Raw genomic sequence first — 21,801 nt, 5'->3', positions numbered from 1 at the left:
TGCACGAGGTGGGCACCGGGCGTTCCGGCTACCGCTCCGACTGGGCGGCGATCACCTCACGGGCCAGTTGACGGTAGTTGCGCGCCCCGGAGGACGCCGGGTCCAGCGTGGTGATCGGAGCACCGGCCACGGTGGACTCGGGGAACTTCACCGTCTTGGTGATGACCGTCTGGTAGACCTTGTCGCCGAACGCCTCGACAACCCGCTGCAGCACCTGCCGGCAGTGCGTGGTGCGGCTGTCGTACATGGTGGCGAGGATGCCCTCGAGCTCCAGGTCGAAGTTGAGCCGCTCGCGCACCTTGTCGATGGTGTCCAGCAGCAGCGCGACGCCGCGCAGGCTGAAGAACTCGCACTCGAGCGGGATGAGCACACCGTGCGCGACGGTCAGCGCGTTGATCGCCAGGAGACCGAGCGACGGCTGGCAGTCGATCAGGATGTAGTCGTACTCCTTGCGGACCGTCCGCAGGATCCGGGCCAGGGCCATCTCGCGGGCGACCTCGTTGACCAGCTGGATCTCGGCGGCGGAGAGGTCGATGTTGGCCGGAAGCAGGTGCAGGCCCGCGACGTCGGTCTTGATCAGGACGTCCTCGGCGAGGACGTCGTCCTGCATGAGCAGGTTGTAGACGGACAGGTCGAGGTTGTGCGGGTTGACCCCCAGCCCCACCGAGAGCGCGCCCTGCGGGTCGAAGTCGACCAGCAGCACCTTGCGGCCGTACTCGGCCAGCGCCGCGCCCAGGTTGATGGTGGTGGTGGTCTTGCCGACGCCGCCCTTCTGGTTGGCCATCGCGATGATGCGCGCCGGGCCGTGCCGATCGGTGGGCATCGGCTCGGGGATGGGCTTGCGCATCGTGTAGGCCGCCGGGTCCGCCGGACCCAGGTCCGCGCCGAGCGTGGCCTGCTGCTCGCGGAGCTCCGACGTCCAGGTCTCGGCACGGTCACCGTTGCCAGCCATGTCCTCGTTGCCCCCTCCCGACGACCCACCCGGCGTCGGAGCCGTCCGACGTCCTTCGCGGCGCCGCTGCGCACCCCGGTCGTGTCGCCCCAGGAGGTCCGCGCCGATGCCGACTGTACGCCACCGACCAGCAGGGGGTTCGGCACCGGCCCGGCGTGTCGGGACCGACCGCAAGCGGGGGCTCAGCCCCGGGCGCGCGGGTGGGCGGTGGCGTACACCTCGCGCAGCCGCTCGACGGTCACCAGGGTGTAGACCTGGGTGGTGGTCACCGATGCGTGCCCGAGCAACTCCTGGACCACCCGCACGTCGGCGCCGCCGTCGAGCAGGTGGGTGGCGTAGGAGTGGCGCAGGGTGTGCGGGGAGACCGCGGCGGGCCCGTCGACCGGCAGCCCGGCCCGGCCGGCGGCGCGCCGCAGGATGGCCCAGGCGCCCTGCCGGGTCAACGCGCCGCCGCGGGCGTTGAGGAAGACCGCCGGGGTGCCCCGGCCGGTCGAGGCCAGCCCGGGCCGGGCCCGGACCAGGTAGGCGCGCACCGCCTCGACGGCGTACCCGCCGATCGGCACCAGCCGCACCCGGCCGCCCTTGCCGCGCAGCAGCACGGTGCCCTCGTCGGCGTCGAGGTCGTCCACGGCGGCGCCGACCGCCTCGGAGATCCGCGCCCCGGTGCCGTACAGAAATTCCAGCAGCGCCCGGTCGCGCAGCGCGAGCGGCGCGCCGTCGCCGGTCGCGGTGACCGGGCCGGCGGTCTCCAGCAGCCGGACCACGTCGTGGACCGGCAGCGCGCGGGGCAGCCGGCGCGGCGGGGTGGGCGGGCGGACGTCTCGGCTGGGGTCGGCGCCGGCCAGCCCCTCGCGCAGCGCGAAGCGGTGCAGGCCGCGTACCGCGCTGGCCGCGCGGGCGGCCGAGGAGACCGCCAGCGGCGGGTGCGCGTCGTCGCCGGCGCGCAGCCGGGCCAGGTGCGATTCGACGACGCCGGCGCCGACCGACGCGAGGTCGCCGATGCCGGCGTCCACCAGGGTCGCCAGGTAGCGCTCCAGGTCCCGGCGGTACGAGGCGAGGGTGTTCGCGGACAGGCCCCGCTCGACGGTGAGGTGGTCGAGATAGCCGCGCACGGCACGGCGCAGGGCCGGTGCGGGCTGCTCGCCCGCGCCGGCCCTGTCCGCGATGCCGGTCAGCCCGCCACCGCTCAGGCCAGCACGTCGGCCAGCGGGAGCACGTCCATGCCGTGCGACTCGGCGACCGGGCCGTAGGTGACCCGGCCGTCGTGGGTGTTCAGGCCCAGCGCCAGCGCCGGGTCGCGGCGCAGCGCCTCGCGCCAGCCCTGGTTGGCCAACTCCAGGGCGTACGGCAGGGTGACGTTGGTCAGCGCGTAGGTGCTGGTGTTCGGCACCGCGCCCGGCATGTTCGCCACGCAGTAGAAGATCGACTCGTGCACCTTGTAGACCGGGTCGGCGTGCGTGGTGGGGCGCGAGTCCTCGAAGCAGCCACCCTGGTCGATGGCGATGTCGACCAGCACGCTGCCCGGCTTCATCCGGGAGACCAGCTCGTTGGAGATCAGGGTCGGCGCCTTGGCGCCGGGCACCAGCACCGCGCCGATGACCAGGTCGGCGTCGAGCACGGCCCGCTCGATCTCGTACGCGTTGGAGGCGACCGTCTGCAGGTGGCCCCGGTAGATGGCGTCGGCCTGGCGCAGCCGGGCGACGTTCTTGTCCAGCAGCAGCACCTCGGACTGCAGGCCCAGCGCGATCACGGCGGCGTTCATGCCGGAGACGCCGGCGCCGATGACCACGGTCTTGGCCGCGTACACCCCGGACACGCCGCCGGGCAGCACGCCGCGCCCACCGCCGGTGCGCATCATGTAGAAGGCGCCCACCTGCGGGGCGAGCCGGCCGGCCACCTCGGACATCGGGGCGAGCAGCGGCAACGACCGGTCGGGCAGCTCGACGGTCTCGTACGCGATGCCGGTGACCTTCCGGTCGATCAGCGCGTCGGTGCACTCCTTGGAGGCGGCCAGGTGCAGGTAGGTGAAGAGCACCTGCCCCTCGCGCATCCGGTGGTACTCCTCGGCGATCGGCTCCTTGACCTTGAGCACCAGCTCGGCGGTCTCCCACACCTCGTCGGCGGTGGCCAGGATCTTGGCGCCCGCCGTGGCGAACTCCTCATCGCTGATGCTGGAGCCGATGCCGGCGCCGGACTCGACGAAGACCTGGTGACCGCTGCGGGTGAACTCGTTGACGCCCGCCGGCGTGATCGCCACGCGGTACTCGTGGTTCTTGACCTCGCGTGGGATTCCGACCTTCACGATGCAGACACCTCTCTTCGGGGCTGCTCTCCCCCGACTGCTCGGTGCCGCGACGGCCCCGTTGCCACCGCGGTCCACCGGTCCCGCCGGCGGCAGTCTAGGCGCGCCCGGCCCCGCCGCGGGCCAGCACAGTGGCATCCGGTGCCGGGGTGACCTGACGGAGTGTCAGGGCATCGACCGGGTCGGCGGTGGGGGGCAACCTCAGCCGTCAGGACAATGTTCACCCATTATCGTCCCATCTGGTGGGTCCCGCTGCGGACAGCGGGCGAGTGGATCACTAGTGTGTCGGCCCATGACCACTCCTCCTTACCAGCCGGGGTACCCCCAGGGCGTCTCCGACAAGAGCAAGGTCGTTGCGGGCGTCCTCGGCATCCTGCTCGGCTTCTTCGGCGCCGGTCGGTTCTACATCGGCGACATCAAGATCGGTGTGCTGCAGCTCGTCGTGAGCGTGTGCACCCTCGGCTTCGGCAGCATCTGGGGCCTCATCGACGGCATCCTCATCCTGGTCAACGGCGGCACGGACGCACAGGGCCGGCCGCTGCGCGACTGATCCACCGGACCACGACAAGGGCCCCGCGGCACGCGTGCCGCGGGGCCCTTCGCGCGTACCCCTCGCCGGGGCCGCCGGGTGCGCCCCGGCGGCGACTCTCAGCGCGGCAGCGGTGCGTCCGCGCGGCGCAGCGCCGACCAGCCGGTGTCCCGGGCGCGGGCCGCGGCCAGCAGCCCGGCCACCGCGGAGGCGTTGGTGATCTCGCCGGCCAGGACCATGCCGACAGCCTCGTCCAGGTCGATCCGCACGACCTGGAGGTCGGCCTCCTCGTCGCTGCGCTCGTGGCGCTCGCCGGCCGGCACGTCGGCCAGGTCCCGGGCCAGGTAGACCCGGACCAGCTCGTCGGTGAACCCGGGCGAGCTGTGCAGGTCGACCAGGACGTCGATCCGCCCGGCGGTGAGGTCGGCCTCCTCGGCCAACTCCCGCAGCGCGGCGGCCGGCAACTCCTCGCCGGACACGTCCATGAGCCCGGCCGGCAACTCCCACAGGTGCCGGCCGACCGGATGCCGGTACTGGCGGATCAGCACCACCTGGCCGGCGTCGTCGAGCGCCACCACGGCCACCGCCCCGACATGCCGGACGAGGTCACGCACCGCGGTCCCGCCGCCCGGCATGGTCACCTCCTCGCTGACCACGGCGAAGATCCGGCCCTGGTAGCGCTCCTCGCGCGAGCGCACCTGGTAGCGGTGCTCGACGGCGCTTCGCGCCGCGCCGCTGTGCCCGTTGGCTCGCTCGCTCACGACGCGGACGACGCCTTCGTCGCGGCGCCGTTGCGGGCGGCCCGACGCGCCGTCGGGGCCTCCGTCGCCGCGTCCAGGTCGACCGGAAGCTGGTCGGCCTGCGAGTACGCCACGGCGGCCTTGACGAATGAGGCGAACAGCGGGTGCGGGCGGGTGGGGCGGCTCTTGAGCTCCGGGTGCGCCTGGGTGGCCACGAAGAACGGGTGCAGGCCCCGGTCCAGCTCGATGAACTCGACGAGCCGACCGTCCGGCGAGGTGCCGGAGATGTGCAGGCCCGCCTTGGTCAGCGCGTCCCGGTAGGCGTTGTTCACCTCGTAGCGGTGCCGGTGCCGCTCGCTGATGTCGGTGCTGCCGTACGCCTCGGCGACGATCGAGCCCTCGGTCAGCGTCGCCGGGTACGCGCCGAGCCGCATGGTGCCGCCCAGGTCGCCCTTGCCGGCGACGATGTCCTCCTGGTCGGCCATCGTGGCGATGACCGGGTGCGCGGCCTGCTCGTCGAACTCCAGCGAGTTGGCGCCGTCCAGGCCGGCCAGATGCCGGGCCACGTCGATGGTCATGCACTGCAGGCCGAGGCAGAGGCCGAGCAGCGGGATGCCGTTCTCCCGGGCGTACCGGGCGGTGCCGATCTTGCCCTCGATGCCGCGCACCCCGAAACCGCCGGGGATGAGGATGCCGTCCACGCCGGCCAGGGCCGCCGCGGCGCCGGCCGGGGTGACGCACTCGTCGCTGGGCACCCAGCGCAGCTGCACCCGGGCACGGTGGCCGAACCCGGCCGCCCGGATCGCCTCGCTCACCGACAGGTACGCGTCGGGCAGGTCGACGTACTTGCCGACCACCGCGACGGTGACGGTGTGCCGGGGCCGGTGCACCCGCTCCAGCAGGTCGTCCCAGCTGGTCCAGTCCACGTCCCGGAAGGAGAGCCCGAGCCGGCGCACCACGTACGCGTCCAGCCCCTCACGGTGCAGCACCTTCGGGATGTCGTAGATGCTCGGCGCGTCCGGCGCGGCGACGACCGCCTCGGCGTCCACGTCGCAGTAGAGCGACAGCTTCTCCTTGAGCTTCTCCGGGATCTCCCGGTCGCAGCGCAGCACGATGGCGTCCGGCTGGATACCGATGTTGCGCAGCTGCGCCACCGAGTGCTGGGTCGGCTTGGTCTTCAGCTCACCCGAGGGCGCCAGGTAGGGCACCAACGAGACGTGCAGGTAGAAGCAGTTGTCCCGGCCCAGGTCGTGGCGGACCTGGCGGATCGCCTCCAGGAACGGCAGCGACTCGATGTCGCCGACCGTGCCGCCGACCTCCGTGATCACCACGTCCGGGACGTGGCCGTCGTCGTCCGGGTCGCCCATCGCCAGGATCCGGGACTTGATCTCGTTGGTGATGTGCGGGATGACCTGGACGGTGTCGCCCAGGTACTCGCCGCGCCGCTCCTTGGCGATCACGTCGGAGTAGATCTGGCCCGTGGTGACGTTCGCCTTGCCGGACAACGCCCGGTCCAGGAACCGCTCGTAGTGCCCGACGTCGAGGTCGGTCTCGGCGCCGTCCTCGGTGACGAAGACCTCGCCGTGCTGGAACGGGTTCATCGTTCCCGGGTCGACGTTGAGGTAGGGGTCGAGCTTCTGCATCACGACGCGCAGCCCGCGCGCGGTCAACAGGTTGCCGAGGCTGGAGGCGGTGAGGCCCTTACCCAGCGAGGAGGCGACGCCCCCGGTGACGAAAATGTGCCTGGTCGTCCGTGCTGATGGGGCCAAGGCCTGCTCCCGTGTCGTCTGTCGCGGTCATGCAGACCGCCGTGCTTGATCAGCAAAGTGATCACGCGATCCACGGGATTCCACGGTAACACCTCCCGGGCGGGTACTCGCAGGCCGCACCCCGGGTGGGACCCGGCGGGGCCACCACGACGGCGCCCAGGCGCTCAGGGAGCAGCAATCTCGGTCGATGATCGGGTGACCTGCCGGGGCGGCCGCGCCACCGTCGGCGCGGTGTCCGAGGGGTCGGCCTCCGACGGGTCAGCCGGTCGTTGCGCCGGCGCCGCCGGGGCGTCCAGCATCGGCTCCGCCGGATCGTCGGGAGCCCGTTCGGCTGGCGTGGCCGGGTTCGGGGGCCGGCCGACCTTCCCGGGCGGGCCGGCGGGTGGGCCGCTGATCGGGCGGGGATGGCCGGCGCCCAGCGGCCCACCACCGCCGGTCGGGCCGTCACCCCCACCGGCCGGCCCGTCGCCGCCGAAACCGGAATCGTCGGCGGCGCCGTCGTCGCGGGTGCGCCCCCCGACCGGGCGGGTGCGGTCCGCTGCGTGCCCCAGCACCCGCAGCGAGGCCAGCGCGGCCATCGGCACCACCACCGCGGCGGCGGCGCCGGCGATGTCCAGCGCCGCGCCGTCGAGCACGCCACCGAGCACCGCGGCGACCGCGGTACCGGCCAGCGCGGCCCGCACGGCCGGGTAGATGCCGAACAGTCGCGTCAGCCCGCCCCACGGCTGCAGCAGGGCGAACCACACCAGCAGGCCGCCGGCCAGGGCCAGCACCGTCAGCGGGCTGTTGACCAGCGTCTCGAAGTTCGCGGTGCTGGACCGGTGCACGGTGAACCCGCCGGTGCCGTCACCCACGGCGGAGAGGAACCGACCCAGGCTGCCCCGCTCCGCCGCCGGACGGCGCAGGTCCACCACGGCGAAGCCGATGCCGACCGCCAGCGCGGCCATGGTGGCCCAGGCCAGCCTGCTGATCGTCAGCCAACCGCCGGCGCTGATCGCGGCGGCCACACTCAGCCCGGCGGTCAGCGCGATCGCGCCCACCGGGTCGGCGCCCAGGTACGGGCTGCCGACCACCACGACGGCGAGGCCGCCGACGGCCACCATCACCGCCGGCCGCCAGGTGCGGTGCACCCGCTGGGCGAGCCAGCCCCCGCTCAGCAGCGCGCCGGCGAGGAACACCCCCAACCCGACCGTGCCCAGGCCGGAGTACCGGCCGCCCTGCAACGCGGAGTAGCCGACCACGCCGTTGAGCTGAAGCCGGGCCCCGGTGAGCACGTCCAGCCCGACGACGAGCGTGGTGAGCCCGGCCACCGCGCCGAACGGGCCGAGGGTGCCGGCGTACCCGGGGACGAAACGGACCGCCGCGGTGCCGGCCGCCACCAGCAGCGCGGTGACCCCGGCGAAGATCCAACCCGAATGCTCGCCCCGCCACCAGGGCACCGCGTCGGCGAGCAGCGCGGCCGGCACGGTCAACGCCGCGGCCACCAGCAGCAGCTCGACCACCGCCACGACCCGCGCCGGTGCCCGCGTCGGCCCGGCCGGCCCGGCGTGCGGGCGGGCCCGACGCAGCAGCGGCAGCACCGCGATGGCCAGCAGCACCTGCAACCCGGCGAGCAGCGTGAAGAACCGCCCGGAGACGCTCCGCTGCGCGGCCGCCTCCCGGTCCGCGTCGGCCGGGGCGTTGATCGCCTCGGTCAGGTCCGCCGGGCGGCCGCCGGTGCTGACCGCCGGCCGGCCGAGGAAGAGCCGATCCGGCATCGGCCGGCCCAGCGCGGCCAGCGCGGTCGGCGCGAGGTCGACCAGTTGCAGGTACCCGTCCCGGCCGGTGCTGGCCGAGGTGAGCCAGCCCCGCTCCCAGCCCGGCCCGTCGGCGACCGCCACGTGCAGTCGGGACGGCTGGGCGGTGTCGGAGATCCCGGCGACCAGCACCAGTGACCGCGGCGGCCGAGCCGCCAGCACCCGGGCCAGTTGGGCGTCCGCCGCGCGGGCCGCCTCGGCGCGCGCCACCGGGTCGGTCCCGTCGACCATGCCCAGGTCGACGATGCTCAGCACGCACGAGCCGAGCAGGGCGCGCGGATCGGCCGGCAGCCCCGCGGCGTACCGGTCGACCCGGCCGAACGGTCGGGCGGCGGCCACGGCCGCACCCGGACCGACCGCGACCGAGCAGCGCACCGACTCCGACAGCGACCCGGGCATGGTGCCCCAGGGCAGCCGCTGCTGGTTGTACTGGACCACGCTCTCCTGGTCGGGCAGGTTCGCGCCGATGCCGTCCGGCTGCTCCACGGCCACCCCGGCCGGCGGGCAGCCACCGGCCGACCGGCTGCCGTTCCACGCGGCGAAGCTGCCCGCGCCCAGGGTCAGCCAGCCGTCCACCGGGCAGGTGGGCCGGTGCGCGGAGCGCACCGACAGCGAGCCGATCGAGCCGTCCTGGGCCATCCGCCACAGGGTCGGGGTGCTCTGCGGATCCACGTCCTCCCAGCGCAGCCCGGCGATCCCGGCGAGCACCACGAAGTCGGCGGTGCGCTGCGGGACGCCCTGCGGCGGGCGCGCGGCCAGCGCGGTGACGCCCAGCGCCACCACGAGCACGGTCAACAGGGCGGGGGCGAGTCGGCGCAGCATCACCGGTGTCCCGTCATCGGGGCGTCAGGGTCCGGGGCCGCCGGACCGGTGGGCGCCGCGGCCAGCTCGGCGTACAGGGCCGCCAACGCGGCCACGGTGTCCGCCTCGGTGGGCCACGTCGCGGCCCGCTCGGCACCGCTCCGGCCCAGCTCGGCCCGGGCTGCCGGGTCGTCGAGCAACGCGCGCACCGCCGCGTCGACGGCGTCCACGTCGCCGGCGGGGACCAGCGCGGCGGCGTCGCCGACCAGCTCCGGCAGCCCGCCGACCGCGGTGGCCACCAGCGGCACACCGGCCCGCAGCGCCTCCTGGGCGAAGAGCTGCCGGGCCTCCCAGTCGCTGGTCACCACCGCGAGGTCGGCGCCGGCGAGCAGGTCGGCCACGTCCGTACGGTGCCCCAGCAGGGTCACCGGGGCGCGGGCCGCCGAGGTCCGGGCGGCCAGCGGCAGGTAGGCCGGGCCGCTGCCGGCGATCACCACGACCGGCGGTGGAGTGCGGGTACGCCAGCGGGCCGCCGCGTCGATCAGCACGTCGTACCGCTTCTGCGGATGCAGCCGGCCGACCGAGACGATCAGCGGCTGGTCCGGGCGGACACCGAACTCGGCCCGCACGGCGGCGGGGCGTCGGCGCGGCGCGGGCAGCGTCGGCGCGGCGACCGGGGCGAGCCGGGCGTCGGTGGCGCCCAGCGCGGCGGCCCGTTCCACCAGGTCCGCGGAGGCGCCGAGGGCGACCCGGGCGCCCCGGGCCACCATCCGCTCGGCGAGCCGGGACATCCCGCCACGCAGCCCGCCGGCGAGCACCGCGTTGTGCCAGGTCACGACCAGCGGGGCGGCCGGACGGGCCAGCACGGCGACCAGCCCGGCGCGCAGGCCGTGCGCGTGCACCACGTCCACCCGGGCGGCGGCGAGCACCCGCCGCAGGGCCAGGACCGCGCGAGCGTCGGCCGGCGTCGGGCTGGCCGGGATCTCCACCGGCTGAAAGCGCGCGCCGACCCCGGCGAAGTCGAACTGCTCCTGCGTCGCCGCCGGCCCGCACACCAGCACGGTGGCGCCGGCCGCGACGAGCCCGCGCGCCACGGAGCGGACGTGCTGGCCGACCCCACCGGTGCTGGAGGCGAGCACCAGCGCGACGCTGCCCGACCATCGGATGGGCAGGACGGGCTGAACCGGCTCACTCCTCGCGCTCACCGGACCACCGTCTCCTTCCCGTCGTCCTGCTCCGGGGGAACCGCGCCCGGCGTCGGCGTACCGGCCCGGTCCCGCGACCCCCGCCGGCCCGCCCGGCCCAGGCGCCGCAGCACCCCGGCGAGCAGTGGCCGTACGTCCCGCCGGTCGACGAACCAGAGCACGGCGAGGAACACGACCCCAACCAGAATCCCGGACAGCATGCCCTGACCGAGTGCCGTCGCGATCGTCGGGGTGCCGCCGCCCGGCGTGTCGAACCACCGGGTGAGGCCGAGCCCGGCGAGCGCGGCGAGCACTCCGGCGAGCCCGCCGGCCGCGCCAGCCCGGGCCGCGCCGGCCAACGCCGCGCGGCCGGCGCCGCGCCACACCGCCGCGAGCAGCAGCGCCCCGAGCACCGACATGCCCACCGAGTTCGCGACGGTGGCCGCGAGCACCCGGTCGGCGGTGGGGAGCAGGCCCGCCAACGGCAGCGCCACGGCCGGAACCACCAACCAGCCCAGCGTGATCGCCACGGTCGCCGCCCGGGTGTCGCCCCGGGCGTACAAAGCGCGGGACAGGACCGCGAACAGCCCGTACCCGAGCAGCCCGGGCGCGAAGCCGGTGATGGCCGCCGCGGTGGACGCCGGGTTCTCCGGGTAGAAGAGGGCGGCGATCGGCTGGGCCGTCGCGACCAGCACCGCGACGCCCAGGCAGCTGAAGAGCAGCACGCCGCGCACCGACGAGGAGAGGGTGCGTCGGTAGCCATCCTCGTCACCGGCAGCTGAGGCGGCCGCGAGTGTGGGATAAGACGCCACCGCCAGCGGTACCGCGAGGACCGCCCACGGCAACAGGAAGATCGCCTGGGCCAGGTTGAACACCTGCGGGGAGCCGGTGGGGCCGCCGGAGACCCGATTGAGAATCACCAGCAGCGCGACCTGCTGAGCGGCCACCGTCACCGCACCGGCCGTCGCGAGTCCGCCGATCCGCGCGCGTGCGTCGGCCGGGAAGGCGTACCCCGGTCGCGGCCGTAGCCGGAGCCGGCGCAGCGGGATCAGCAGCGAGAGGGACAGCACGACGACGCCCAGGGTGGTGCCGGCGGACAGGACCAACTCGCCGCTGCGGCTGACCTGGGCCACGCTCGCACCACGCCCCTGAGCGGCGCCGAAGGCCAGGTAGACGACGACCACGGTGAGGCTGGACAGCAGCGGGGCGATCACCGGCCAGGCGAAGCGGCGGTGCGCCTGAAGCACGCCGGTGAGCACGATGCCGATCCCGTAGAGCGGCAACTGGGGAGCGAACACGCGCAGCATCCGGGCCCCGGCGGCGAGTTCCGGCGCGGAGCGGCCCTCGCTGATCAGCGACATGATCGGATCGGCGAACAGCGCGACGAGCACGGCGAGGGGAACCAGCAGGCTCACCGTCCAGGTGAGCAGGGCCCCGGTGGTGGCCGCCACCGCCCGCCGGTCCCCCGCCGCGATCGCGCCGGCCAGCAGCGGTACGACGAGGCTGGCCAGCGCCCCGCCGGCGACGATCTCGAAGACGATGTTCGGAACCGTGTTCGCGATGACGTACATGCCGCCGAGGTCGCTCTGCTGCACCACCCAGGTGAACACGGCGGTACGGCCGAAGCCGGCGAGCCGGCTGAGCACGGTGAGGACGGCGATGAGCGCGGCTGCCCCGGCCAGCCGGCCGGCGCCGGCGAGGGGTGCCGGTCTGGTCACGTCAGTCGGCGCGCCGGCCCAGTGCGTCAAGCTCCCGCAGCCCCGGGGTTCGCTGGATCACCGACGTGAAGCTGACCTTCTCGCTGGCGGCGGTGAGGCCGGCGAGAACGGCGAGCAGCCCGGCCCGACCGAGCGGGCCGGTCCGGGCGGCGAGCGCGACGCCGAGCACCGCGCCGAGGGCGTTCGCGCCGCTGTCGCCGAGCATCACCTCCTCGGCCAGGTCGTCGCGGAGCAGACCGGCGGCCGCGCCGGCCGCGCCCGCGGCGATCCCGCCGTGCGGGCCGCCGATCAGTGGCGCGCCGAGCAGCAACCCCGACTTGATGGCCCGCCCGGGCCGCAGGTCGAGCAGGTTGAGCAGGTTGGCGGTGCCGGCGATCACCCCGGCGCCGAGCAGCACGTCGATGCCCCGGCCGAACGCGCCGTGGCGCTGGCGGCGCGGGTGAGCGGCGACCCGGGGGTCGGCGGCGAGCAGCGCGGCAGCGCCCAGCCCGGCGGCGCCCACCCCGAGGACCTTGACCAGCCCGGCGGTGATCCGCCCCTCGCGCAGCGCGGCGAGGTGCCCGGTGAAGCCCTTCGCGGCCTTCTGCTCCGGGCGGGCGCCGACCACGTCGTCGTACAGCCCGACGCCGCCCGCGCCGAGACCGGCGACCAGGGCGGCTGCGCCGGAGGCGGCGCTGGTGGCGCCGAACGCGCCGACGGCGGCCGTGCCGGCGGCGAGCGCCGGCCCGGCGGCCAGGGTCACCGGCCGGCCGCGGAAGTTGGTGCGCTGCAGCGCGGGCCCGACCGGGGCGGTGCGCACCTCACGCAGCGCGTACCGGGCGGCGGCGGCGCCGGCTCCGGCGATCAGCAGCCGGCCGAGCGCCCTCACGCCGGTGCCTCGCTTCGCTCGGCAGCGGCGTGCGACGCCGCCCTGCTGAGGTTCGCTCGCTGCGCACGCTCACGCGCCGCCTCGTCGGTTTCGGACACGGGGGTACGTCGTTCGCTCACTGGGGCAGTCTAGGCAGCAGCGAGGCGGCGTTGTCGCCGACGCCGTACTGGCCGGCCTTCTTTTCGGTGAGCTGCTGCACCAGGGCGAGGCTGGTGACCAGCTGGCCCTGCACGGTGTTGGCGTTGTCGACCGTGGAGATGGTCTGGGACAGCACCGGGTCGCCACGGACCACGGCCACCACGTTGCCGCCGGCGGAACCGTTGCCGCCCACCACGATCGACCCGGTCCGGTCGAACTGCTCGGCGATCTTGACGACCGACTCGTCCCGCTTCTCGGAGTCCTTGTCGACGTACGGCTGGCCGCTGACCACCACGACGGCCTCCGCCGGCCCGGTGACCTTGTTGTCGTCGGTGGTCAGGTAGCCGGCGTTGTTGTACGCGGCGAGCACCGCCCGCCGGTCGGCGTCGCTGACCGGCGCGGTGCCTTGGGCGCGGTCCAGCAGGACGCTGGCCAGCAGGGCGCTGGAGGTCTCCACGCCGTGCCCGTTGCCCGGCAGGCCGGTGGTCTGCGCGGTCGGCCGCGCGGCGGTGACGGCCAGCTCCAGCAGGTTGGAGTTGTTGTCCGGGTTGACGAACTTGTCCTGCAGGTCGACGCGGCCGGTGATGGTGGCGCCGCCGAGCTGGAGCTTCTTGAGCACGCCCTCGGTGTGGTCGCGCCCGTTGGGCAGGCTGAGCACCACGACCCGGCGCCCGGTGAGGGTGCCCGGCAGGACGACCTGGGACATCTCCTCGGCGAACTCCTCCTCCAGCCCGAGCTGCTTCTCCATGTTGCTGACCGTCTGACGCCACTGCTGGTTGTCCTTGCGCAGCCCGGTGACCTGCTCCTTGAGCGAGTCGGCGACGGGGCCGTTGAGGGCGGCCGTGCCGACCACCAGGCCGATCGCCAGAGCCAGGAAGACCGCGGTGAGGGACACCACGTGGTAGCGGAAGTTGATCACGCTTGCAGCCTCTTGATCGGTCGGGAACTAGAAGAGCCGGTACAGCTGGAACACCAGATTGTCCCACCACTCGGCGGCCACGCCCAGGTACGCCTTCCCGACAGTGGAAACGGCCACCGCGGAGGCCATCGCCGCGACCGCCGAGAGCACCAGCAGCAGCAGCGACGAACCGGAGATGCTCTGCCGGTAGAGCCGGCTCACGCCCTTGGCGTCGACCAGCTTGCCGCCGACCTTCAGCCGGGTCAGGAACGTCGAGGCCATCCCGCCGCGGCCCTTGTCCAGGAACTCGACCAGCGTGGCGTGGGTGCCGACCGCGACCAGCAGCGAGGCGCCCTTCTCGTCGGCCAGCAGCATGGCCAGGTCCTCGCTGGTCGCCGCCGCCGGGAAGGTCACCGCCGGGACGCCGAGGCCGTTGACCCGGGGCAGGCCGGGCGCCCGCCCGTCCGGGTAGGCGTGCACGATCACCTCGGCGCCGCAGCGCAGCACGTCGTCGGTGACCGAATCCATGTCCCCGATGATCATGTCGGGGGTGTACCCGGCCTCGACCAGCGCGTCGGCGCCGCCGTCGACGCCGATCAACACCGGCTTGAACTCCCGGATGTACGGGCGCAGCACGTCCAGGTCGGCCTTGTAGTCGTAGCCGCGCACCACGATCAGGCAGTGCCGACCCTGCATCTGGGTCTCGATGTCCGGCACGCCCACGCCGTCGAGCAGCAGGTCGCGCTCCTGGCGCAGGTAGTCCATGGTGTTGGCGGCGAACGCCTCCAACTGCACCGAGAGCCCCTCGCGGGCGTCGGCCATCGCCTTGGCGACCGACTCGGCGTCCTGCAGGCTGCCGAGCGCCACCGGCTCATCGCCGGCGAAGACCGTGTTGCCCTCGATGCGCACCTGGTCGCCCTCGCGGATCCGCTCGAAGACGCCCTCCCCCAGGTCGTCCAGGAGCGGGATGCCGGCGGCGATCAGCACCTCCGGGCCCAGGTTCGGGTAGCGGCCGGACACCGAGGGCTTGGCGTTGAGCACCGCCGCGACCCCGACGGCGACCAACGAATCGGCCGCCACCCGGTCCAGGTCGACGTGGTCGATCACCGCGATGTCACCGGGGCGCAGCCGACCGACCAGGCGTTTCGTCCGGCGATCAAGGCGCGCGGTGCCGAGGACTGTGCCCGGCTCCGCGATCCGGTTCCGGCGCAACGTGGGTAGACGCATCGTGACCATCCTGGCATGTGGGGCAGGCTTATCTGTCGCGACATGCCTGAGCAGGGCCGCCTACCCAGGGAAGCACACGTCGGCGCAAGCCGGTGTGCTTGCGCTCACAATACGCGGCGTCACGGCCGCCTTTCCTTGGCCGCCACAGCCAGGAGCTCCTCGGCGTGGGCGATACCCAGATCCGAATCGGGCAAACCAGCGAGCATCCGAGCCAGCTCCCGGGCCCGCTCGGTGTCCTCCACCACACGCACCCCGCTGGTGGTCACCGCGCCGCCCGTGTCCTTCGCCACCACCAGGTGCCGGTCGGCGAACGCCGCCACCTGCGGCAGGTGGGTGACGACCAGCACCTGGTGGCTGCGGGCCAGCCGGGCCAGCCGCCGACCGATCTCCACCGCCGCCTGACCGCCGACCCCCGCGTCGACCTCGTCGAAGACCAGCGTGGGCGGGCCACCCGAACCGGCGAAGACCACCTCGATGGCGAGCATCACCCGGGACAGCTCACCGCCGGAGGCGCCGCGCTGCAACGGCAGCGACGGCGCGCCCGGGTGGGCCAGCAACCGCAACTCCACCTCGTCGCCGCCGTCCGGGGCGATGCCCACCTCGACGCCGTTGACCGACAGCGCCGGCTCGGACCGCCCGGCCGGGCGGGGCAGCACCGCCACCTCGATCCGGGCGTGCGGCATCGCCAGCCCGGCCAGCTCGACGGTGACCTGGTCGGCGAAACGGACAGCCGCCTCCTGTCGGGAGGCCGACACACGACCGGCCAGATCGGCCACCTCACCGGCCAGCCGCTGACCCTCGCGCTCCAACTCGTCGAGCAGATCGTCGGAGGTGTCCAGGTCGGACAGTCGGGTGCGGGCCCGCTCGGCCCACGCGATCACCCCGTCGACGTCGTCGGCGTACTTGCGGGTCAACGCGCGCAACGCGGCCCGACGCTCGTAGACGTGCTGCAACCGGGCCGGGTCGGCGTCGAGCGTCGCCAGGTACGCCGACAGCTCGGCGGAAACGTCGGTGACCAGCGTGGCCGCCTCCTCCAGCCGGGCCGCCAGCTCACCCAACGCCGGATCGGTGCCGGACTGCGCCTCCAGGGTGCGCCGGGAGGTGCCCAGCAGCGTCGTCGCGTCCGGTGTCTCGTCGGCCGCCTCCGCGCCGCCCGCCAGGCACTGCTGGGCCAGCTGCGCGGCCGTACGCAGCCCCTCAGCGTGCTCCAGCCGCTGCGCCTCGATCTTGAGCTCGTCATCCTCACCGGGCTGCGGATCGACCCGGGTGATCTCGTCGAGGCCGAGCCGCAGCAGGTCGGCCTCCTGGTTGCGCTCGCGGGCGTTGCGTCGCCGGTCGGCCAGGTCGTCGACGATCCGCCGCCAACCGGTGTACGCCTCACGCAGCGCGTCGAGCAGCTTCTCGTGCGCCGGGCCGGCGAACCGGTCCAGTGCGGCCCGCTGCTCGACCGGGCGCAGCAGCCGCAGCTGGTCGGACTGGCCGTGCACGGCCACCGCCTGCTCACCCACCTCACCGAGCATCGACACCGGCATGCTGCGGCCACCGAGGTGCGCGCGGGACCGGCCCTCCACCGTCACCGTGCGGCTCAGCAGCAGGGAGCCGTCCTCGTCGGGCTCGCCGCCGGCATCGGTGATCCGGGCGTACACCGCGTCGGCGACGCGACCTTGCAGACGCAGCCGCCCCTCCACCACGGCCCGCCCGGGCTGGGCACGCACCCGCCCGGCGTCGGCCCGGCCGCCGAAGAGCAGGCCGAGGCCGGTGACCACCATCGTCTTGCCCGCACCGGTCTCGCCGGTGATGACGTTCATCCCGCCGGTCAACGGCAGCGTGGTGTCCTCGATGACGCCCAGTCCGGTGATGCGCAGCTCTTCCAGCACAGCACCCGACAGTAGACGCGAGGCCCGACACTTGACCAGCCGACGGACCCGCGGGCAGGTCGCGGTACGGGCGACATCGGGCCGACGTACAGTTCTGCCCCGTGTTGGACGTGATCGGCCTGACCTCGGCTGAAGAGGAGCTCTACCGCTGCCTGCTCCAGCTCACCACCGCCCGGATCGACGAGCTGGTCGACCGGCTGCAACGCCCGCGCGCCCAGGTCGTCGCGCAGGTCGAGACCCTGCGGATCAAGGGTCTGGTGCTGCCCACCGACACCGACCCGGACGCCCCGCTGCGCCCGACCGCACCGGACGTCGCCCTCGGCGCGGCGCTGCTGCGCCGGCAGGAGGACCTCGAGGCGGCCCGACGGCGGGTCACCCAACTGGCCGAGGAGTACCGGTCCGGGCTGCGCCGCCACCACGGTGACCACCTGGTCGAGGTGATCACCGGGGCCCGGATGCTCCGGGATCGGCTCCGCGATCTGCAGAACTCGGCGCGTACCGAGGTGCTCTGGTTCTGCCGGGCGAACCCGCTGGCGATGGCCGGCCCGGAGAACGTCGAGGAGTTCGACGCGCTGGCCCGCGGGGTGAGCTACCGGGCCATCTACGAGCGGGACCTGCTGCTGGAGCCGGGCGCGCTGGCCGACCTGGCCAAGGGGGTCGCCGCCGGCGAGCAGGCCCGCGTCCTGGACCGGCTGCCGGTCCGACTGGCCATCGTGGACGCCCGCACCGCCATCTGCCCGCTGGTGCCCGACCGCGACGGCGGCGAGCCGAGCGCCGCCGTGATCGGCCGCAGTCAACTGCTCGACGCGCTGCTCGCCCTCTTCGAGAGCCACTGGCGGGTGGCCACCCGGCTGCGGCTGGACGACCCGCTGGCGGTGCCGGCGACCGAGGGCCGAAGGCCCGACCCCGACGACCATCCCGGCGACGGCTACCGGCCGGACGCCGACGAGGCGCGGCTGCTGTCGCTGTTCGTGGCCGGGGTGCCGGACAAGTCCATCGCCTCGCAGCTCGGGGTGAGCCGGCGCACCGTGCAACGCCGGCTCGCCGACCTGATGGCCGCCGCCGGCGTGGACACCCGGCCCGGACTGGCCTTCCAGGTCGCCCGGCGGGGCTGGATCTGAACGGGAGCGGGGCGGGACGGCCCACGGGCGCCCCGCCCCACGCGCGTCAGCGCAGCCCGTACGCGTCGACCACGCTCTGGTCGACGGTGTTACCGGCCCCGTCGCTGCCGTGCACCCGCAGGGACACCGCGCCCCGACCGGCCGGCACGGTGGCGGTGAACCGGGTGCCGGAGCCCTGCACCGGAACCTTGCGCCAGTTCTTCCCGCCGTCGAAGGACACCTCGACGCGCAGGCTGGTGCCGGTCGGCGCCGGTACACCCGCCGGCTGGCGCAGGGTCAACCCCAGCCGGTGCGTCCGACCGCCGGCCACCTGGCCGCGCAGGTCGGCCGGGACCTGGTAGTCGACCTGGAGCAGCGGCAACGGCCGGGCCGTGTCCCCGTCCGGGCGGGCCGAGGTGAACTGCCAGGCCGTCTCGGTGCGGGTGGCGTAGCGCCACTCGTCCGACGACCGCTGCGTGCTCAGGTCGAGCCGGTAGCGGGCCGACTCCGCGGTGGTGGGCACCGGCGCCCACCCGCCGGAGAGGTCGGCGATCTGCTTCCCGTCCCGGCTGAGCCGGGCCTCGACGGTGTCCGACTCCTCGGCTCCGCCGGCCGCGCTGTGGTTCCCGTCGGCGTCGACGAACTCGGCCACCCGCAGGTCCAGGTTGTCCCCGGTGCGGGTCGGCACCGGGGCCCCGCCGCCAGCCGGAACGGCCGGCCGGACCACCGGGGCGTGCCAGGTCTCGCTGGCGCGGTCGTCGGCGTCGTACCGCCGGGGCTGCTGAGTCAAACCGCCGAGCAGCCGTCCCCAGGACCAGGTGATCCGGTGCAGGACCCGGTGCTGCCACCAGTTGTCGCCGGCGCTGACGAACTCCTGCCGGGTGGTGCCGGTACGCACCAGCCGCTGGTCGTCGTTCCAGGAGGTGTCCTGCCACGGACGCCAGCCGAACCGCTGCTCGGTGGCCCACTCCGAACCGCCGACGTCGCCGTAGTTGGCGCTCACCTCGGCGGTGTTCTTCGCGGTGACGATGTGCTCGATCCGCTCCGGCACCCGGCCCTTCGAGACCTGCCACACGTCGTACAGGTAGGGGCTGTCCACGGTCAGCGTCAGGTCCAGCGTCGCCCGGCCCTCACGCGCCGCCGCGATCACCCGCTGCCCGTCGTCGTACGCCACCGCCATCGCGGGCACGGCAAGCCGGTCCCCCTGCGGGGTCCAGACCGTCCACGCGCTCTGGTCGGCCGGCCGGACGATGAGCACCGACTTCGCACCGGCCGCCGCAGCCGCCGCGATCTGCTCATCCTCCGAGGCGTCCGGGTTGGTGGTGAGCAGCGCCGCGGCGCCGCGCACCCGGGCCAGCTCGGCGGGGGTGCCGGTCCCGGCCCAGACCAGCGGCAGCTTCTGCCGGCCGGTCGGCGCCGGCGAGTGGCCCATCAGGTTGATGTCCAGCGGACCGGACACCCCGCTGATCCGGGCGTCCACCATCGGCGCCACCAGCTGCCAGCGCGAGGAGAACTCGAACTCGCCCTGGCGCACCTGACGGGTCGGCGTGACGTTGACCTGCTGGATGGTGCTGAAGGTCATCACGCCGTGGTCGACCTGCCGGCCGTTGCCGAAGACCCGGTGCTCGTAGAAGCTGATCGCGGCTCGCTGCTCGGCCGGCTTCGGCGTCTCGATCCGCACCGGGGTGCCCTTGCGCGGGTCGAGCACCACGGTGACGTCCCCGGTGACCATCAGCTCCGGGTCGGTGGCCAGGGTGATCTGCTCGTCCAGCGGCGCGCCGTGCTCGATCAGCGCCTCGACGAGGTACGGGCCCTCTTCGACCTGCACCTGCGTTTCGCCGCCGACCCAGCCGATGAAGTCGGACTCGGGCTGCTCGCCGAAGAGGGTGAGCACCGGCGCGAGGCCCGGCTGCCCCTGCATGTCCAGCACCTTCACCGTGACCGTGTGCACCGGGCCGCTCAGGGTGAGCCCGACGGCGGTACGCACCGCGACGCCGTCCGCGCCGGTGGCCACCAGCCACCCGCCGTGCGGACCGCGGGCCAGCTTCGCCGGGTCGGCGCGCAGTGGCACGGCCACGCTGCCGCCCGCCGGCACGGTCACCTCGCCGCCGCCGGCGGTGACACCGTCGGGCTCGGCCGCGCCGCTGTCCAGGTTGCGCAGCTCCAGGGCCAGCCGCAGGGTCTGCGGGGCCGTGGTGCCGTTGGTGTACGTGACGGTCCGCTCGACCGCCGCGCCGCCGGTGGACACCCGACCGAAGTCGGCGGTGGCCGAGCCGTACACCCGCTGGCCGAGCGCCCGGGCCACGTCGACCCGGCCGCCGCCCTGCTCGAAGACGGTCAACTCCGGGTTCGCCTTCGTGGTGCTGACCAGAGCGTCCTTGAGCTTCCCGGCGGTCCAGTCCGGGTGTTCCTGGGCGAGGATCGCGGCCGCGCCGGCGACGTGCGGGGTGGCCATCGAGGTGCCCGACGCGGTCGTGTACGCGTCCCCCACCGGCGTACCCATGGTGGTGCCGGCGGCCCGGGCGGCGATGATGCCGACGCCCGGAGCGGTGATCTCCGGCTTGAGGCCGTTGTCGCCGAGCCGCGGGCCACGGCTGGAGAAGTCCGCGAGGTTGTCGTCGCGGTCCACCGCGCCGACGGTGAGCGCCGCGGCGGCCGCGCCCGGCGAGCCGACCGAACGCGGCGTGCCCTCGTTGCCGGCGGCGATGACGAAGAGCGCCCCGGTCTCGGCGGTCAGGTCGTTGACGGCCTGGCTCATCGGGTCGGTGCCGTCGGTGGCGGAGCCACCGAGGCTCATGCTGACCACCTTCGCGCCGGAGTGGGCGGCCCACTCCATGCCCGCGATGATGGACGAGTCGTAGCCGGAGCCGGCGTCGTCGAGCACCTTGCCGACCAGCAGCTGCGCGCCGGGGGCGACGCCCTTGCGCACCCCGGCGGAAGCCGCGCCGCTGCCGGCGATGGTGGCCGCCACGTGGGTGCCGTGGCCGTGCCCGTCGCGGGCGCTACCGCTGCCGGAGAAGTCCTGCGCCTCGGCGATCCGCCCGGCCAGGTCGGGGTGGGTGGCGTCGACGCCGGTGTCGAGCACCGCCACCTTGACGCCGTTACCGTCCCGGCCAGCCGCCCAGGCCGCCGGAGCGCCGATCTGCGGCACGCTGTGCTCCAGCGCCGGACGGACCTTCCCGTCCAGCCAGATCCGGGCGACGCCGGCGCCGAGCCGGGCAGGCGCACCCGCGGTACGGGCCTGCGGCGTGCCGCGCAGCGTCGTCCACAGGCCACCGAGGTCGCCCTTGCCGACCCGCAACGCCGCGCCGTTGATGCTCTCCAACGGCCGGGCGTCGGTGACACCGGCGAGCGGCCGGACCCGGCCGCCGGCCTGCTCCTGGTAACGCACGATCAGCGGCAGCGAGCCCTGCGCGGCGTCGCCGTACCCGTCGGCGGCCAACTCCTGCACATCGAACAGGTTGGAATCGAGCACCCCTGCGGAGAGGTACGGCACGACGTCGCTGGGCAGCACCCGCAGCCCGCCGTCGGCCTCCACGGTGTGGAAGGTGATCCGCTCACGGCCGGGGCCGGGGCGCACGGTGGCGGCCAGCCGGCCGGGCGCCGCCTGAACAAGGTCGACCTGGTCGCCGGTGATGAGGGTGATGTGAACGGGCGCGGTACCCGGGACGGTCGGACCCGGGTTCGGGCCGGTGGGCCGGGCAGGCGGGTCGGCGGACGCCGGTGCGGCGAGCCCGACGACCAACGCGCCGACCGCGCCGGCGGTCAGCCAGCGTGGGGGCCTGTGCATGCGATGCGCTCCTCTACTCCAGGGGGGCCGGTCTCAGGGAGATCGACCGATCGGAGTCTGCGACGGAGCGCGTCGGGTGGTCACTAGCTGCGGCGCGCCGCACCAGCGACAT

At 74.4% G+C, this 21,801-nt stretch carries 15 protein-coding genes; 2 read left to right on the top strand and 13 right to left on the bottom strand.

The genetic code is table 11. The features are described 5' to 3' along the window. Nucleotides 1-28: 28 nt before the first annotated feature. The 3 genes from BUS84_RS35385 to ald form a co-directional block, all read right to left on the bottom strand. A complete protein-coding gene (locus BUS84_RS35385; protein ID WP_074318652.1) occupies nucleotides 29-952 on the bottom strand; it encodes a ParA family protein in 924 nt (307 codons plus the stop codon). A 182-nt stretch (nucleotides 953-1,134) separates the two neighbouring features. Next, the gene (locus BUS84_RS35380; protein WP_074319364.1) at nucleotides 1,135-2,127 is read right to left on the bottom strand and encodes a site-specific tyrosine recombinase XerD; all 993 of its coding nucleotides are present in this window, start codon (nucleotides 2,125-2,127) and stop codon (nucleotides 1,135-1,137) included. An 11-nt stretch (nucleotides 2,128-2,138) separates the two neighbouring features. Then, nucleotides 2,139-3,254: an alanine dehydrogenase gene (gene ald / locus BUS84_RS35375; RefSeq protein ID WP_074318651.1), complete on the bottom strand. Its 1,116-nt coding sequence runs from the start codon at nucleotides 3,252-3,254 to the stop codon at nucleotides 2,139-2,141. A gap of 226 nt (nucleotides 3,255-3,480) precedes the next feature. On the opposite strand from ald, the gene BUS84_RS35370 reads away from it, so the two are divergent. Beyond that, entirely contained in the window at nucleotides 3,481-3,804 is a 324-nt protein-coding gene (locus BUS84_RS35370; RefSeq protein WP_074319363.1) for a TM2 domain-containing protein, read from the top strand. 98 nt (nucleotides 3,805-3,902) lie between these two features. On the opposite strand, the gene BUS84_RS35365 is transcribed toward BUS84_RS35370, so the two are convergent. The 9 genes from BUS84_RS35365 to recN form a co-directional block, all read right to left on the bottom strand. After that, the gene (locus tag BUS84_RS35365) at nucleotides 3,903-4,544 is read right to left on the bottom strand and encodes an NUDIX domain-containing protein (RefSeq protein ID WP_074318650.1); all 642 of its coding nucleotides are present in this window, start codon (nucleotides 4,542-4,544) and stop codon (nucleotides 3,903-3,905) included. Next, a complete protein-coding gene (locus BUS84_RS35360) occupies nucleotides 4,541-6,292 on the bottom strand; it encodes a CTP synthase (protein ID WP_074318649.1) in 1,752 nt (583 codons plus the stop codon). The genes BUS84_RS35365 and BUS84_RS35360 overlap by 4 nt, the downstream gene beginning before the upstream one ends. A gap of 164 nt (nucleotides 6,293-6,456) precedes the next feature. Further along, on the bottom strand, nucleotides 6,457-8,910 hold the full coding sequence (locus BUS84_RS35355; RefSeq protein WP_074318648.1) for a hypothetical protein: 2,454 nt from the start codon (nucleotides 8,908-8,910) through the stop codon (nucleotides 6,457-6,459). After that, complete coding sequence (locus tag BUS84_RS35350) at nucleotides 8,910-10,061, bottom strand: glycosyltransferase family 4 protein (RefSeq protein WP_074319362.1); 1,152 nt, start codon at nucleotides 10,059-10,061, stop codon at nucleotides 8,910-8,912. The genes BUS84_RS35355 and BUS84_RS35350 overlap by 1 nt, the downstream gene beginning before the upstream one ends. Nucleotides 10,062-10,090: 29 nt before the next feature. Then, nucleotides 10,091-11,791, bottom strand: a complete 1,701-nt coding sequence (gene murJ, locus BUS84_RS35345; RefSeq protein ID WP_074318647.1) for a murein biosynthesis integral membrane protein MurJ — start codon at nucleotides 11,789-11,791, stop codon at nucleotides 10,091-10,093. Nucleotide 11,792: 1 nt separating this feature from the next. Continuing rightward, nucleotides 11,793-12,659, bottom strand: a complete 867-nt coding sequence (locus BUS84_RS35340) for a hypothetical protein (RefSeq protein WP_074318646.1) — start codon at nucleotides 12,657-12,659, stop codon at nucleotides 11,793-11,795. A 115-nt stretch (nucleotides 12,660-12,774) separates the two neighbouring features. Next, nucleotides 12,775-13,716, bottom strand: coding sequence for a copper transporter (locus BUS84_RS35335; RefSeq protein WP_074318645.1), 942 nt, complete (start codon nucleotides 13,714-13,716; stop codon nucleotides 12,775-12,777). Between the two features lie 27 nt (nucleotides 13,717-13,743). After that, nucleotides 13,744-14,922, bottom strand: coding sequence for a putative cytokinetic ring protein SteA (gene steA, locus BUS84_RS35330; protein WP_074319361.1), 1,179 nt, complete (start codon nucleotides 14,920-14,922; stop codon nucleotides 13,744-13,746). 119 nt (nucleotides 14,923-15,041) lie between these two features. Beyond that, nucleotides 15,042-16,799, bottom strand: coding sequence for a DNA repair protein RecN (gene recN / locus BUS84_RS35325; protein ID WP_074318644.1), 1,758 nt, complete (start codon nucleotides 16,797-16,799; stop codon nucleotides 15,042-15,044). A 101-nt stretch (nucleotides 16,800-16,900) separates the two neighbouring features. Between recN and BUS84_RS35320 the strand changes: the two genes are divergently transcribed. After that, a complete protein-coding gene (locus BUS84_RS35320) occupies nucleotides 16,901-17,920 on the top strand; it encodes a helix-turn-helix domain-containing protein (protein WP_074318643.1) in 1,020 nt (339 codons plus the stop codon). A gap of 46 nt (nucleotides 17,921-17,966) precedes the next feature. On the opposite strand, the gene BUS84_RS35315 is transcribed toward BUS84_RS35320, so the two are convergent. Then, nucleotides 17,967-21,689, bottom strand: a complete 3,723-nt coding sequence (locus BUS84_RS35315) for a S8 family serine peptidase (protein ID WP_074318642.1) — start codon at nucleotides 21,687-21,689, stop codon at nucleotides 17,967-17,969. Nucleotides 21,690-21,801: the final 112 nt, after the last annotated feature.

It is taken from the genome of Micromonospora cremea (assembly GCF_900143515.1).
In the GTDB taxonomy this organism is placed as follows: domain Bacteria; phylum Actinomycetota; class Actinomycetes; order Mycobacteriales; family Micromonosporaceae; genus Micromonospora; species Micromonospora cremea.
This window is presented reverse-complemented; position numbering and strand designations above follow the sequence as displayed.

Coding starts and splice junctions, on each gene's coding strand:
- BUS84_RS35315 (WP_074318642.1), bottom strand. CDS start 21,689: ATGCACAGGCCCCCACGCTGGCTGACCGCCGGCGCGGTCGGCGCGTTG.
- BUS84_RS35385 (WP_074318652.1), bottom strand. CDS start 952: ATGGCTGGCAACGGTGACCGTGCCGAGACCTGGACGTCGGAGCTCCGC.
- steA (WP_074319361.1), bottom strand. CDS start 14,922: ATGCGTCTACCCACGTTGCGCCGGAACCGGATCGCGGAGCCGGGCACA.
- BUS84_RS35355 (WP_074318648.1), bottom strand. CDS start 8,910: ATGCTGCGCCGACTCGCCCCCGCCCTGTTGACCGTGCTCGTGGTGGCG.